Origin of the sequence: Paracoccus sp. DMF-8 (assembly GCF_029309835.1) — a bacterium.
Classification (GTDB): domain Bacteria; phylum Pseudomonadota; class Alphaproteobacteria; order Rhodobacterales; family Rhodobacteraceae; genus Paracoccus.
In genome coordinates this window covers 189,425-202,704 of sequence record NZ_JARJHL010000010.1, presented here as the reverse complement: position 1 = coordinate 202,704, position 13,280 = coordinate 189,425, and the positions used below count along the sequence as shown (strand labels likewise).

15 protein-coding genes, 1 tRNA gene and 2 pseudogenes are annotated in these 13,280 nt (G+C 65.9%); 4 read left to right on the top strand and 14 right to left on the bottom strand.

The window, feature by feature from the left end; all coding sequences use genetic code 11:
• Positions 1 to 26: 26 nt before the first annotated feature.
• Both PE067_RS07910 and PE067_RS07905 read left to right on the top strand, forming a co-directional pair.
• A complete protein-coding gene (locus tag PE067_RS07910; protein WP_276188671.1) occupies positions 27 to 509 on the top strand; it encodes a GNAT family N-acetyltransferase in 483 nt (160 codons plus the stop codon).
• Positions 510 to 736: 227 nt separating this feature from the next.
• Positions 737 to 813, top strand: a tRNA-Arg gene (locus PE067_RS07905).
• An 82-nt stretch (positions 814 to 895) separates the two neighbouring features.
• Here the strand turns inward: PE067_RS07905 and PE067_RS07900 are convergent.
• Both PE067_RS07900 and PE067_RS07895 read right to left on the bottom strand, forming a co-directional pair.
• Positions 896 to 1,192 carry a hypothetical protein gene (locus PE067_RS07900; protein WP_276188669.1) on the bottom strand — a complete coding sequence of 99 codons (297 nt, stop codon included), beginning with the start codon at positions 1,190 to 1,192 and terminating at the stop codon, positions 896 to 898.
• 262 nt (positions 1,193 to 1,454) lie between these two features.
• Positions 1,455 to 2,861, bottom strand: a complete 1,407-nt coding sequence (locus PE067_RS07895) for a peptidoglycan -binding protein (protein ID WP_276188667.1) — start codon at positions 2,859 to 2,861, stop codon at positions 1,455 to 1,457.
• 130 nt (positions 2,862 to 2,991) lie between these two features.
• Here PE067_RS07895 and PE067_RS21830 point away from each other — a divergent pair, with 130 nt between their 5' ends.
• Positions 2,992 to 4,239, top strand: coding sequence for a hypothetical protein (locus PE067_RS21830; RefSeq protein WP_346429670.1), 1,248 nt, complete (start codon positions 2,992 to 2,994; stop codon positions 4,237 to 4,239).
• Positions 4,240 to 4,674: 435 nt separating this feature from the next.
• Here the strand turns inward: PE067_RS21830 and PE067_RS07885 are convergent, their stop codons facing one another.
• Entirely contained in the window at positions 4,675 to 5,253 is a 579-nt protein-coding gene (locus PE067_RS07885) for a gamma-glutamylcyclotransferase (protein WP_276188665.1), read from the bottom strand.
• 92 nt (positions 5,254 to 5,345) lie between these two features.
• Here PE067_RS07885 and PE067_RS07880 point away from each other — a divergent pair, with 92 nt between their 5' ends.
• The gene (locus tag PE067_RS07880) at positions 5,346 to 6,524 is read left to right on the top strand and encodes a DUF2125 domain-containing protein (protein WP_276188663.1); all 1,179 of its coding nucleotides are present in this window, start codon (positions 5,346 to 5,348) and stop codon (positions 6,522 to 6,524) included.
• 48 nt (positions 6,525 to 6,572) lie between these two features.
• Here the strand turns inward: PE067_RS07880 and PE067_RS07875 are convergent, their stop codons facing one another.
• The 11 genes and pseudogenes from PE067_RS07875 to secF all read right to left on the bottom strand — a co-directional run bounded on the left by PE067_RS07875 (position 6,573) and on the right by secF (position 13,276).
• Positions 6,573 to 7,481 carry a prephenate/arogenate dehydrogenase family protein gene (locus PE067_RS07875; protein ID WP_276189503.1) on the bottom strand — a complete coding sequence of 303 codons (909 nt, stop codon included), beginning with the start codon at positions 7,479 to 7,481 and terminating at the stop codon, positions 6,573 to 6,575.
• 28 nt (positions 7,482 to 7,509) lie between these two features.
• A pseudogene (gene hisC / locus PE067_RS07870) lies at positions 7,510 to 8,621 on the bottom strand (histidinol-phosphate transaminase).
• 66 nt (positions 8,622 to 8,687) lie between these two features.
• Positions 8,688 to 9,203, bottom strand: coding sequence for a DinB family protein (locus PE067_RS07865; RefSeq protein WP_276188659.1), 516 nt, complete (start codon positions 9,201 to 9,203; stop codon positions 8,688 to 8,690).
• 1 nt (position 9,204) lies between these two features.
• Positions 9,205 to 9,345 (bottom strand): hypothetical protein, encoded by a 141-nt coding sequence (locus PE067_RS21825; RefSeq protein WP_346429669.1) that lies wholly within the window; start codon positions 9,343 to 9,345, stop codon positions 9,205 to 9,207.
• Positions 9,342 to 9,752: a redoxin family protein gene (locus PE067_RS07860; RefSeq protein ID WP_346429668.1), complete on the bottom strand. Its 411-nt coding sequence runs from the start codon at positions 9,750 to 9,752 to the stop codon at positions 9,342 to 9,344. Before PE067_RS07860 ends, PE067_RS21825 begins: the two co-directional genes overlap by 4 nt.
• Entirely contained in the window at positions 9,745 to 9,888 is a 144-nt protein-coding gene (gene ccmD, locus PE067_RS07855; RefSeq protein WP_276188657.1) for a heme exporter protein CcmD, read from the bottom strand. The genes PE067_RS07860 and ccmD overlap by 8 nt, the downstream gene beginning before the upstream one ends.
• Complete coding sequence (gene ccmC, locus PE067_RS07850; protein WP_276188655.1) at positions 9,885 to 10,610, bottom strand: heme ABC transporter permease CcmC; 726 nt, start codon at positions 10,608 to 10,610, stop codon at positions 9,885 to 9,887. The genes ccmD and ccmC overlap by 4 nt, the downstream gene beginning before the upstream one ends.
• A 51-nt stretch (positions 10,611 to 10,661) precedes the next feature.
• A complete protein-coding gene (ccmB, locus tag PE067_RS07845) occupies positions 10,662 to 11,318 on the bottom strand; it encodes a heme exporter protein CcmB (protein WP_276188653.1) in 657 nt (218 codons plus the stop codon).
• Entirely contained in the window at positions 11,315 to 11,950 is a 636-nt protein-coding gene (ccmA, locus tag PE067_RS07840; RefSeq protein WP_276188651.1) for a heme ABC exporter ATP-binding protein CcmA, read from the bottom strand. Before ccmA ends, ccmB begins: the two co-directional genes overlap by 4 nt.
• On the bottom strand, positions 11,947 to 12,303 hold the full coding sequence (locus tag PE067_RS07835; RefSeq protein WP_276188649.1) for an Mth938-like domain-containing protein: 357 nt from the start codon (positions 12,301 to 12,303) through the stop codon (positions 11,947 to 11,949). Before PE067_RS07835 ends, ccmA begins: the two co-directional genes overlap by 4 nt.
• A pseudogene (gene secF / locus PE067_RS07830) lies at positions 12,303 to 13,276 on the bottom strand (protein translocase subunit SecF). The gene PE067_RS07835 and the pseudogene secF overlap by 1 nt, the downstream one beginning before the upstream one ends.
• Positions 13,277 to 13,280: the final 4 nt, after the last annotated feature.

Sequence of the window (13,280 nt, the reverse complement as noted above, 5' to 3'; positions counted from 1 at the left end):
ACGCACCGCGATCAGGAACAGGCTGAATGACACTGACGATCACCCGCAGATCCCCCCTTAGCCCGGACCTTGGGCTGCTGTTTTCCCGCCACAACGCCGATATGCACGCCGACACGCCCCCCGAGTCGATCCATATGCTGCCGCGCGAGGATCTTGCCGCGCCCGGAATCGATTTCTTCGTCCTGCGCGACGCGGGCCAACCGCTGGCCATGGGCGCGATCAAGCGCCTGCCCGACATGTCCGGCTATCCGCCAGAGGCCGAGATCAAATCGATGCATGTCCTGACCGAAGCCCGGGGTCGCGGCCTGTCGCGCCGGATGTTGCAGGCCCTGATCGACCACGCCCGCGCCTCGGGCATCCGCAGGCTGAGCCTGGAAACCGGCATCCAACCCACATTCATCGCCGCCCGCGGCCTTTACGAACGCGCAGGCTTTGCGGAATGCCCGCCCTTTCGCGGCTATGAAGAGGATCCGAACAGCATCTTCATGACCCTGCATCTTGACGCATGAACCGCCTGCGCCGATCCGGCCCGGTGACTGGCGGCGAAAGGCGATGTCATGGCATCAGCACCGGAAATCGCATTGCGCGAACATGCTGGCCGTCGCTGGACATTTCCAAACCGATATGGAATTTTCGCCGTCGAACGCCGAGAGCATGGGCAGGAATCGCAACATTCCCCAAAGCTGTTGCCTTGGCGCATGAAGCAGAAACGGCAAACCGCTGTCAAAGCGAATACGGCCCCGTAGCTCAACTGGATAGAGCACGGACCTTCTAAGTCTGGGGTTGGGGGTTCAAGTCCTCCCGGGGTCGCCAATGCCGTGTTTCAGACGAACCTCATGAACTATGGCAAGGCGTCGGTTGCCGTTATACCGGCCATGCAGAAAGCGGGCTGCAATCACCGCTTCGGAGCGGACATATAATTGAAAATAGCCGAAATTCCGTCAAGGCAGCTTTCCGTATCCATATGCCGGGCGACGGGACGGATGCCTGCGATCACGTCGATCGCATCGCGCAGGCCCTTGGCATAGCCATTGTCCCAGTCCGAGGCCAGGGGGTCCAGTGGCTCGTGATCCGCATCCTGCCCTGCCCGCTTCCGATTGCGCGCGGCTTCGTCCAGGATGGATTGCCTGATCGTCAGCAGCTTGATGATCTGAGCGTCAGAATTACCGATATTGCTTGATCTGTCTGCCATGATTTTTCCACGACGAGGCAGCAGCCCCGGCTATTTCCTTGTTACCAACGACGATACGGCAGTTGCAGTTAACAAAAGATGTCGACCGCCCCGAAACATCCCTAAGATGTGCATCAAGAATATCGGTTCAGCCAGTTGGTGTTTTGGACAGGTCGGAAAACCGGATAGAATACAGCGCGTTTGCGCCGGTTTTATGTCAATAAATCAACGAACTAAAAAACATCCGCCGTCAGGTCGCCGAGAGCTGGACGCCAAATTGTGATCACCGTTCGGTCAGTTTCAGCTCGATCCGCCGATTCATCGCGCGGTCTTCGTCGGTATCGCCCGTCGCAACCGGGCGCGTATCCGCGAATCCGGTGGCCGCGACCCGATTGGCCGGAAAGCCCAGATCGTCGACCATATAGCGCACGACGGCCAGCGCACGCGCCTGGCTGAGTTCCCAGTTGTCGCGATAGCGCCCCTGCCCGGACAGGGGTTGGCTGTCGGTATGGCCGTCGACGCGGATGATCCAGTCGATATCCGTCGGCATCTCCGCCGAGATCTGTTCCAGCATCCCCGTCACATTGCGGATCTGTTCGCGGCCGGCATCGGAAAGCAGCGCCTCGCCGGTCGAAAACAGCACTTCGGACGAAAAGACGAACCGGTCGCCGACCACCTGAACGCCCTGCCGCCCTTCCAGAATCCGGGACAAACGGCCAAAGAACTCAGAACGGTAGCGGCCAAGATCCGCCGCCTCGGCCTCGGCCTTTTCGCGGGCCTCGCGTTCCAGATCGACACGGCGGCGCTCTTCCTCGGCGGCGCGCAGCAGCGCGGCGTTGAGTTGCTGGCCAAGGTTCTGGACCTGCAATTCGGCGGTCTTCTGATCCTCGTCCGCGATATTCAGGACGGCCTGCAAACTGCCCAGTTGCGCGGAAAGCGCCTCGACCTGCTGGCTCAGCGCGGCGATGCGGCGCTGTTCCTCGCCGGATTTTTCGGATTGGCTGGCCAGATTCCGTTCGGCCAAAGCCAGCAGCGCCGCCTGTTTTTCGGCATCGCTCAACTGGCGATCCACCTGCGCCTGCAAATCCTGTTTCGCGGCATCGGCGGCGGCCAGCAGGGTCAGCGTTTCCTCGGCCTCCTTGCGGGCGGCTTCCAGTTGCAGGGTCATGGCGTCCAGTTCGGCGGTCGAGCCTTCCAGCTTTTCGCGCAGGGCGGCGGCTGCGGCGGCATCGGCCAGACGGGCGGCCTCGGTCTCGGTCAGGCGCAATTCGGTCTGCGACAGCCGAGAGGCGCTTTCCGCGCCGGTGCGGCGCAGATTGGCGACCAGTTCCTCCAGCGCCTCGCGGCGGGCGGCGTCCAGACGCGCGGCTTCGGTCCAGGCGTCGATTTCGCTGCGCGCCGCGGCAATGTCGCGTTCCGCCGCCTCGGATCTGGCGCGTTCCGCCGCAAGATCGCGGTCCAGCGCGCTTGCCCGGTCGCGGGTCGAGGACAGCGCCAGGCTGATCTGCGCGATCTGGTCGCCCAACTGGGTCAGTTCGGTGTCCTGATCGTCGATCCTTTCGCGCAGCACGGCCTGCACGACCATGGCGATGGTCAGCGCGAACATGATGACCATCAGCAGCGTGGTCACGGCATCGACATAGCCGGGCCAGATATTCGACGAAAAGCGCGCGCCGCGGCCAGGTCGCATCGCCCTGCCCCAACAGGCGGATGGCGCGGCTGAGCGCGGCCATTTCGTTGCGCAATTCGCCCACCATATCGGCGCGGCCGGCGGCCATTTCCTCGACCAGGCGGGCAAGCTGATAGTCGATCGAGCGCAGGTGCATCCGCGCCTCGATCACGTCGGATTGTTCCTGTTCGCTGGTCGGGCGGTCAGGATCGGCGGCGAGAACGGGGGCGCGTTCGGTCAGCTTGATCAGGCGGTCCTGCCCGTCGATCAGCTGCGCCAGCAGGGGCGCGACATCGGGCATGGCGCGGGCCGCGTCTTGGGTCAGGCTGGCGGCCAGACGGTCCTGACCATCGGCCAGCCGGGTCAGCGCGGCGCCCATATCCGCACGATGGGCCAGATGGCCGGTCAGTTGTTCTTGCCCCTCGACCAGACGGGCCAGAAGCGGCGCGGTATCGGTCACGACGGGTTTGCGGCTGTCGTCCAGCAGGGTGTCGGCCAGCCGCTCCTGCCCTTCGATCAGGCGCGTCAGCAGGGCCGAGGGATCGACGACTTCGGGCGCCGGGTCGCGCCCGTCCCGCAGCAGCGTTTCCGCCAGCTTTTCCTGCCCCTCGGCCATGCGCAGAAAGGCCTGCCGCGTCACCTCGGACATCTGTCCGGCCGCACGACCCTGTTCCAGAAGCTGCGCCGCCAGACCGTCGATGCCCTGCGCCATGGCGCGGATGCGGGCCTCGGATGCCTCGGCCTCGCGGGCGCGGGTTGCGTCGCGTTGCAGGTAATATTCATGCAGATCGGCCATCTGGCCCGCGACCTGATCCAGAAAGCCCGCGACCGCATGGCCGTCCAGCGCCTCGCCACGCCCCTCGCCCAGATCGACGCGGGTGAAGCCGCTCATCCATTCTTCCAGTTCGCGGTAAAAGCGGTTCTGGCCATGGGTGGCGAACAGTTCCAGCAGGCCGACGACCAGCGACCCGGCCAGACCCAGCAAGGAACTGGAAAAGGCCGTGCCCATGCCGCCAAGCTGGCCTTCCAGCCCCTGCATCAGCTTGTCGAAAACCTCCAGCCCGCTTTCGCCTTCCTGCGGCTGCAGGCCCCGGATGGTTTCGACCACCGCCGGAACGGTGATGGCAAGGCCATAGAACGTCCCCAGAAGTCCAAGGAAAATCAGCAGGTTCGCCACATAGCGCGTGATATCGCGCGATTCGTCGATCCGGGCCGCGACCGATTCGAGGATCGAGCGCGACGAGGCGGTCGAGATCGCGCCATTCCCGCCCGTGCTGAGCAACGCGGCCAGCGGCAGCCAGCGCGCGGCGCGCGGCCTCCGCCTCGCCATCGGGCAGCGCACCCGGGCCGCGCTCGGCCGCGTTGCGGCGGCGGCTGGCGAAACGCTCGATCCAGCTGACCGAGGTGACAAGCTGCGCGACCTGCCAGAAACAGGTCAGCACGCCAAAGACGAAAACCGCAAAGATCGAGCCGTTCAGCGCCGGGTTGACCTGAAAGATCGGGACGATCCGCCCATAGGCCAGCCAGCCGCCAGCCGCCACCAGCCCCAGCACGATCAGCATCAGCAGGACCTGCCGCACGGGCTGCGAGAATTTCGGGGCGGCTGCCTGACTGACCGGGCTTCCGTTCGGGTTTTCGGCCGGGCGGGGACCGCTGCGAATCGCCCTTACCGACGGTCCGCACGCGGGTCATCGCCACCCGTGGTTGCAATGGCACCCTCAAGCCGACCCTGCGGGCCGTTGTCATCGGCGTCAGACATGATCCTGCCCCTTGGCCAGTTTTGCCGCAGAGTGTAGGTAGCCCCGCCGGAATTGCCAAGCACGCCCTTTGTCGGTCAGTCGCTTTGTCCGATCAGCGCGCGAACGGCACGGGCCAGATCGTCCAGTTCGGGGTCCGCGATGCCGATCTGGGTCAGGTGGCGGGTGGTGTTGAACAGATAGTCCCGGTTCGGCCCCCGGTCGCCCACCGCATGGGCGATGATCCGCGCCTGATCGGCGGGGCTGAGGTCGCGGACATATTGCGCATGGTCGCGCCGCATCACATAGGTCAGCCCCGGCACATGGCGACCGTCCGTCAGATGCAGGTCCAGCACGTCTTCGCGATAGGCATAGGTCGCAAGCTCGCGTTCGCGCAGGCCCGCGATGGTTTCGTCCCAATCGGGGGCGGCGACGCGCAGGGCAAGGCCGGTGCAATGGCCGCCGGGTTCTTCGTCAAGGGCAAGGACAAGGCCCGGTTCGTCCACGGTGCCGCGATAGACCACCGATTGCATGCAGAAGCGGCGGGCGGATCCGGTCACGCGGGCCTCGACGCATTCCGCGACCGGAAAGCCCGGATCCCACATCAGCGAACCATAGGCAAAGACCCAATGTTCGTGATGCGCGCCATGGGCCGAATGTGGGGGCGCGTGCAACATTGCGCGATCAACCTTGTCCGGGCTTACACTTTTGCAAAACTTAGGTCACCTTGGCCGCCGTTCCAAGCACCCAGAAGGGAAAGGCAACCGCAATGCGGAGACTGCTTATCACGTTGATCCTGCTTGCCCTTGTGCTGGGCACGATCTGGGCCGGGGCCGAGACGCTGCTGGCGCGCGAGCTGCGCCGGACGCTGGCGGGCGGCGCAGCGACCACGGATATCGCCATGCCCGATCCGATGGCAGGCTCTGTCCCGCCCGGATTTCTGGTCACCGACATGACGGCGGCGCGCGCGACACCGCTGCGCAACCCGGCCCGCTTCGGCGTCAACCTGCTGGATCTGCGCATCGATTCGACGCATGGGACGCTCACCCTGCCCCGTGTCGGAGCCTTTGCCCCGCTGCGCCGCCCGAATGAGCTGCGTCTCGAACTGCCCGGAAACGGGATCATCGAGACGGCGGGCCAGACGCTGCCGCTCGGCCTGCAGGCGCCCCGCGTCGTCGCGCGTCTGGACCCGCTTGGCGGTCTGGTTGTCAGCCGCATGGAAATCGACGCCGCCGGCCTGACGCTGGATGGCCGCAAGCTGTCCGGCCCGCTGGATCTGGATGCAAGGGTGGCGCCATCTGGCGCGGACAGCCCCGCGCAGGGTGGCATGGCCTATGACGTCACGGCCCATCTGTCGGGCGTCGATCTGTCCGCGCTGCCTGCGCTTGGCGGGGTCGATCTGCCGATCGAGGGTCTGCCGACCGGCCCGCTGTCCCTGCAGGAGAAGGCCCGGTTCTGGCTGGACGGAACGACCGCGCCGAGGGCGCTGGCCTCGGGCGTCTATCCGGCGATCACCGGCCTGCGAACGGGCGAGGTCGCCCTGTCCATGGGCGAGGGGCTGCAGGCGACCGTCATCGCCGATCTGCATGCCGATGCGCAGGGCCGGGCCGGGGGTCAGGTCATGGTCTATTCCCGCGACGCGTCCAGGTTGCTGGATCACGTCGTTCAGCTTGGTTATCTGACCGATGGTCAGCGCCGTCTTGCGATGGGCATGTTGCGGCTGATTTCCGACAGCATCGGCGACGCCACTCCCGTCGATGCGGGGCGGGAGGCGCTGATGACAGCCGACCCCGCGCAGGCGCAAGAGCTGCTGGCGCGGCAGACCATGTTCCGCCCCGCCCAAAACGGCGAGCTGCGCCTGCCCCTGAAATTCGAAGACGGCGTGATGTATCTGGGCACGATCGCGCTTGGCCCGGCGCCCTTGATCGGGGCCGCGCCGCCGCGATGACAGCCGCCCCGGGCGACCCGTTGGCCTGAGGCGCGGCGGGGCCTGCCTTCAGGTCTCGTCCGCCTTGGCAGCCCCGCCACCCCGGCCGAAATCCGGCGCGGCCGTGTCCTGGCCCGCATCGATGATGCCGCGACGGATGGCGCGGGTGCGGGTGAAATAATCGTGCAGATGCTGGCCGTCGCCCATGCGGATGGCGCGCTGCAGCACGAAAAGCTCTTCGGTAAAGCGGCCAAGGATATCCAGCACGGCATCCTTGTTTTGCAAGAACACGTCGCGCCACATCACCGGATCGGATGCCGCGATGCGGGTAAAGTCGCGAAAACCGGCAGCGGAATATTTGATGACCTCGGATTCCGTCACGCGCTTGATGTGATCGGCGACGCCGACCATCGTATAGGCGATCAGGTGGGGCGTGTGGCTGGTCACGGCCAGAACCAGATCGTGATGGGCAGCATCCATATCCTCGACATTGGCGCCCATCGCGCGGATCATCCCGGCCAGCCGGTCGACCTGCGCGCGGTCGGCGCCTTCGGGCGGGGTCAGCAGCCACCAGCGGTTCTGGAACAGCGTCGCAAAGCCGGAACGGGGGCCGGAATGTTCCGTCCCGGCAAGCGGATGGCCGGGAATGAAATGGACGCCCGCGGGAATATGCGGGGCCACGGCCTCGATCACCGCCTGCTTGACCGATCCGACATCGGTCACCACCGCGCCCGGTTTCAGATGCGGGGCGATTTCGGCGGCGATATCACCCATTGCGCCGACCGGCACGGCCAGCACCACCAGATCGGCGTCCCGGACAGCCGCGATGGCGCTGTCGGTGACGCGGTCGACCAGACCGATTTCCGCCGCCGTCGCGCGGGTATCGGCGGAACGCTGCATAGCCCGTCGACCTCGCCCGGCCAGCCCCGCCTGACGCATCGCCAGCGACATCGACCCCGCGATCAGGCCCAGCCCGATTCAGGGCGACGCCAGTCGCCGATCACGCTCATTGCGCGGCCCCGCCATCCGCACCGGCGCGGGCGGCCTTGAACAGCCCGATGGCCATGGAGCGACGCGGCGGCGGGATGCCTCATCGCCGATGGTGATGCGCAGGCAGTTCGGCAGGCCATAGCCGCCGACGCGGCGCACGATCAGCCCTTCGGCCTTCAGCGCCTCGTCACAGGCTTCGGCGGTGGCCTGATCGGCAAAGCGGGCCAGAATGAAATTCGCGCAGGAGGTATCGGTCGGCACGCCCTTTTCCATCAGCGCCTCGGCCAGCCAGGCGCGCATCCGGGCGTTTTCGGCGCGGCAGCGGTCGACATGGTCGCGGTCGCGCACGGCGGCCTCGGCCCCCTCCATCGCGGCGGTGGACAGGTTGAAGGGGCCGCGGATGCGGTTCAGCACGTCGATGATCGCGCGCGGGCCATATCCCCAACCGACGCGCAACCCGCCAAGGCCATAGATCTTGGAAAAAGTCCGGGTCATCACGACATTCGGCAGCCGCGTGGCCAGTTCGGCGCCGCCGTCATATTCATCAACATATTCCGCATAGGCGGCATCGACGACGACGATCGCCTGCGGCACGGCGCGGGCCAGCCGTTCCAGATCCGCCAGACCGACCATCGTGCCGGTCGGGTTGTTCGGATTGGCGACAAAGATCAGCCGGGTGTTGTCGGTGGCCCCCGCGATCAGCGCGTCGATATCGGTCACGCGGTCGCGTTCGCGCACCTGCACCGGGGTCGCCCCCGCCGCATGGGCACTGATGCGATACATCAGGAAACCGTGCTCGGTGAACAGAACCTCATCGCCCGGCCCGGCATAGGCCTGACACAGGAAATGGATGATTTCATCCGATCCGACGCCGCAGATGATGCGGTCGGGGTCCAGCCCGTGAACCTCGCCAATCGCGGCGCGCAGGCTGGCGTGATCGGTGTTCGGATAGCGGTGCAGGTTATGCGCGGCCCGGATCACCGCCTCGCGCGCCTTGTCCGACGGGCCAAAGGGGTTTTCGTTCGACGACAGTTTCACCGCATCGCTGCGCCCCGCGACATGGGCGGCGCCGCCCTGATACAGGGCGATTTCCATGATCCCCGGCTGAGGGGCGATATGTCTGGCCATGAGGGCAGCCTCCGGTATTGCGCCCGTCCTCTTATCCCTGCACGGGCGCCAAGAACAAGGGCGGCGTTACAGCGCCTTGCAGGCTTCGGGCATAAAGGGGATGTCGGTCGCCTGCGGCCGCGCCCCCGCCGCCGTCAGCATCGCATGGATCTGGCCGCGATGATGGGTCTGGTGGTTGAACATCTGCAGGATCGCCATGGTTCTGGGCAGGGTGATCCGGCGGCTGGCCGCGCCCGAAAACCACGTCAGATCCTGTGCGAACCAATCGCCGGTCAGCGCCTTGGCCCAGTCGAGGATGTCGAGGTCAAGCCGGCGACGCTCGACCAGATAAAGCTGCCAGTCCCCGATCAGCCCGGTCGATTCAGGGATGCCGATGCCCGGCAGCGGACCGTCGGTAAAACGCCCCAGCCATGTCCGGTCCGCCCAGAGCAGATGCGAAAACGTCCGCTCGATCGAGCCGAAAAAGGCGCCGCGATCCTTTTGGCGTTCCTCGGGCGACAGGGTGCCCGCAGCCTCGGTCAGGCTGTCGTTCTGCCACAGGTTATAGCGCGCCATGGTCTGCGCATATTCGGCATTCGACATGTCACTGACCTTCTGCGGCGATGGCCTTTTCCAGTTCGGGCAGGAAACGCGTGGTGTAATCCTCGCGGATCAGGGGACCGGCAAAACGGTAGAGGATGCGCCCCTGCCCGTCCAGAATGAAGGTTTCCGGCGGCGCGGTCACGCCCCAGTCAATCGCCGTGCGGCCGCGCGGATCGGTCGCGATGGCGGCAAAGGGGTCGCCATCCTGCGCGCAGAAAGGCCTCGCGCGGCATCTTCGGGGTCCTTCAGGTCGACGCCGTAGACGGGCAGACGCTTGGACAGTTCAGTCAGGGTCGGATGTTCGGCGCGGCAGGGCGGGCACCAGCTGGCCCAGAAATTGACCAGCTTGACGCCCGGCTGGCGCAGCATCTCATCGGTCAGCTGGGTCTTGCCCGGCAAGGTGGTCTGGCCGATAGCCGGGGCGGCGCGCAGGGCCAGCGCCGTGTCCATCTCGCCCGGGTTTTCGCGCATCAGGGCCAGACCGGCGATGCCCGCGAAGCCCACGAAAACCGCCAGCGGGATCACCATCATCGGGGAAAACCTAGCCATGTTTCTCATGCTCCTGCAGGGCGCGGCGGGCGCGGGCATTGGCGATCACGGTCTGGACGATGACGCCCACCAGCAGCACCGCAGACAGCCCGTAGGCGGTCAGCACCGGCACCGCATATTTGCCCAGATCCATCATGCGCGGTTTTCCCTTGCCAGCAATGCGGCCAGACGCCGCCTGCGGATTTCGGTGCGGGTGCGGATCAGCAGCAGCGCCAGAAACAGCAGGAAAAAGCCCAGCATCGTCAGATATAGCGGATAGCGGTAGACCGCCGACATGCGTTCGCCGGGCGCGACCGACAGGGACGCGCCCTGATGCAGCCCCTGATTCCAGAACAGCGTCGCATAGCGCGACAACAGCGCGAAAACCGAACCGACAAGGCACAGCACCCCCGTCAGATCGGCCGCGCTGTCGGCATCCTCGACCGAGGCCCAAAGCGCGATATAGCCCAGATAGAACAGGAACAGCACAAGGAAAGAGGTCAGCCGCGGATCCCATTCCCACCACGTCCCCCACATCGGCTGGCCCCAGACCGCGCCGGTGATCAGCGCGATCAGGGTCATGACCGCGCCGATGGGCGCGGCGGCCTTGGCGGCCAGCGCGCTGACATGGTGGCGGCGGATGATCCAGATCGGCGAGGCGACCAGCATCATCAGCCAGACATTGATCGCCATCAGCGCGGCGGGGACATGGATGAACAGGATCTTGATCGTCGATCCCTGCCGGTAGTCGTCGGGGACGCTCAGCCCCCAGATGATCCCGCCTGCGCAGCTCAGCACCGCCGCCGCCACGACAAAGGGCAGCACGGCGCCGGATGTGCGCATGAATTTGGTCGGGTTCGCATATTCCCAAAGTGACATGCAGCCTGCCTATCCCTCACAGGGGTTTCGCTCAAGTAGGACGGAAGTCTATCACCGCAGATTGACCCGCAAGGCGGCGGCTGCGGCAAAGGGCACAAGGGCCAGCGTGAACAGGGTGATCGCGGCCAGCAGGACCAGCGGCGTGGTGGTTTCGGCCGCTGCGGCGGATCGGCGCACGGCCTCTGCCCCGAAAATCAGCGTCGGGATATACAGCGGCAGAACCAGCAGCGACAGCAGCAAACCGCCGCGCCGCAGCCCGACCGTGACCGCCGCGCCAAAGGCGCCCAGCATCGACAGCGCGGGCGTGCCGATCAGCAGGGACAGGACCAGCGTGACATAGGCCGGCCCCGGCAGATGCAGCAGCAGGCCAAAGATGGGCGCGGCCAGCGCCAGCGGCAGGCCCGTGACCAGCCAGTGGGCCAGCGCCTTGATCGCCACCACGCCCTCCAGCGGCAGGGGCGATGTCGCCAGCAGGTCCAGCGAGCCGTCCTCGTGGTCCAGCGCAAAGATACGGTCCAGCGACAGAAGGCAGGACAGCAGCGCGCCGACCCACAGGATGCCCGGCGCGATCCGGGACAGCGTGCCGCCTTCGGGTCCGACGCCAAAGGGGACCAGCGTGCAGGTAATCAGGAAAAACGCCAGCGCAAGGCCGAAGCCGCCGCCCGCACGCACGGCCAGCCGCAGGTCGCGGATCAGCAGGGCGATCACGCGAAAGCCTCGTTGAAGCCCGCGGGTTTGTCGGCTGGGCGGCCGGGTATTGCGCGGAACGGGGACAGGTCCAGTTCCTCGGCCTCGGGCAGGCCAAGGTCGATATGGGTCGCGATGACCGCGCCGCCGCCCTGCCCCAGATGGCTGCGCAGGACATCGGCGAACAGCGCGACGGATGCGCTGTCCAGCGACACGGTCGGTTCATCCAGCAGCCACAGCGCCCGGCCCGTGACCAGCAGACGCGCCAGCCCAAGGCGGCGCTTTTGACCGGCAGACAGCATATGCGCGGGCCGCGCGGCAAGGGCGCGCAGGTTCATCCTGTCCAGCGCGGCATCGACCGCGCCGCCACCAAAGACCTGCGCCCAGAAACGCAGGTTTTCGGCAACGGTCAGCGCGGGTTTCAGCCCGTCGGCGTGACCGGCATAGGCATGGCTTTCGGCAGGCATCCCGATCCGGCCCGAAACCACCGGCTGCAACCCGGCCAGACAGCGCAACAGCGTCGTCTTGCCCAGACCATTGGGACCGCGCAGGATCAGCGCCCGCCCCGGTTGCAGATCGAATGTCACGCCTTCCAGCACCCGCAGCCCGCCGCGCGCGACCGACAGATCACGGACGGACAGAAGCGCCGTCATAGCGGCAGCAGCGCACAGGCGACCCGGCGCCCTTCGGACAGGGTGACGTTGTAGCTGCGCGCCGCTTGCAGGGTGGCCATGGCCTCGGCCATGATGCCGATGGCGTCAAAGCGCGCCTCGAGTTCCGGGGACAGGCGGACGATGTCCTTGCCCATGCCCAGAAACAGCACGTCGATCTGCCCGCCAAGCGCCAGCAGTGCGGCCAGATCATCCATCCCGCCCCAGGGCTGCGCGCCCTCGGCCGTGACGATCACCGGGCCGTAATGGATCTGCCCGCCGACCCGGAAAAAGCCGGGGCCGTAGCCGTCGACCGGCACGGCCCCGTCGGAGTCGGTGGGTGCCATCCCGACCATCAGGGCGCATCCCGGAAGGCCGAAGGGATGTCCTCTTTTTCAGGCTTGGACCAGTCGCGTTTGACGCCCAGCCACAGCACGATGCTTTTCGCCGTATACAGCGTCGAATAGCAGCCGACGAACACGCCCCACAGCATCGCAAAGACAAAGCCGCGGACCACGTCGCCGCCAAAGATCAGCATCGGCAGCAGCGCCAGCGCAGTCGTGACCGAGGTCATGATGGTGCGTGACAGGGTTTCGTTCACCGTCAGGTTCATCACCTCGATCAGCGGCATCTTGCGGAACTTCATCAGGTTTTCGCGCAGCCGGTCGAAGATCACCACCGTATCGTTGACCGAATAGCCGACGATGGTCAGCAGGGCCGCGATGGTCGACAGGTCGAAACGTAGCTGCAACAGCGAAAAGATGCCCACGGTCAGCAGCACGTCATGGATGATCGCGGCGACCGTACCGACCGCGAACTGCCATTCAAACCGCATCCAGATATACAGCATGATGCCAAGCGCCGCCGCCGTGACCGCGTAGATGGCGGCCTTGATCAGCTCGCCCGAGACGCAGGACCGACCGATTCGACCGCGACGAAACGCACATCGGCGTCGATTTCATGCAGCGCCGTTTCGATCCCGTTCAGTTCCTCTGGCGTCATCGCCGCCTCGTCATCGCCCGCCGCGATGCGGATCTGGACGACATGCCGGGTATCGCCGAAGGTCGGGTCATAGACATCGGTGACCGAGACATCTTCCAGCCCCAGATCGGTCAGTTTCTGGCGGTAGGCGCCAATATCGACGGCATTGGCGCTTTCCGAACGGATCGTGGTGCCGCCCTTGAAATCGACGCCGAAATTCAGCCCGTTGATCGCAATGACCACCACCGAGGCGACCATCAGCACGACCGAGATGCCAAAGGTCAGCCACTGGACACGGAACCAGTTGATATGCGTTTCGTCAGGGACGAGCTTGAGACGCCATGCCATGTTC

Bases quoted from the DNA above. Each gene is read 5' to 3' on its own strand.
- PE067_RS07880 (WP_276188663.1), top strand. From the start codon at position 5,346: ATGCGGAGACTGCTTATCACGTTGATCCTGCTTGCCCTTGTGCTGGGC.
- ccmA (WP_276188651.1), bottom strand. From the start codon at position 11,950: ATGACGGCGCTTCTGTCCGTCCGTGATCTGTCGGTCGCGCGCGGCGGG.
- PE067_RS07885 (WP_276188665.1), bottom strand. From the start codon at position 5,253: ATGTTGCACGCGCCCCCACATTCGGCCCATGGCGCGCATCACGAACAT.
- PE067_RS07835 (WP_276188649.1), bottom strand. From the start codon at position 12,303: ATGGTCGGGATGGCACCCACCGACTCCGACGGGGCCGTGCCGGTCGAC.
- PE067_RS07900 (WP_276188669.1), bottom strand. From the start codon at position 1,192: ATGGCAGACAGATCAAGCAATATCGGTAATTCTGACGCTCAGATCATC.
- PE067_RS07910 (WP_276188671.1), top strand. From the start codon at position 27: ATGACACTGACGATCACCCGCAGATCCCCCCTTAGCCCGGACCTTGGG.
- PE067_RS07865 (WP_276188659.1), bottom strand. From the start codon at position 9,203: ATGTCGAATGCCGAATATGCGCAGACCATGGCGCGCTATAACCTGTGG.
- ccmD (WP_276188657.1), bottom strand. From the start codon at position 9,888: ATGATGGATCTGGGCAAATATGCGGTGCCGGTGCTGACCGCCTACGGG.
- ccmC (WP_276188655.1), bottom strand. From the start codon at position 10,610: ATGTCACTTTGGGAATATGCGAACCCGACCAAATTCATGCGCACATCC.
- PE067_RS07895 (WP_276188667.1), bottom strand. From the start codon at position 2,861: ATGCGACCTGGCCGCGGCGCGCGCTTTTCGTCGAATATCTGGCCCGGC.
- PE067_RS07860 (WP_346429668.1), bottom strand. From the start codon at position 9,752: ATGGCTAGGTTTTCCCCGATGATGGTGATCCCGCTGGCGGTTTTCGTG.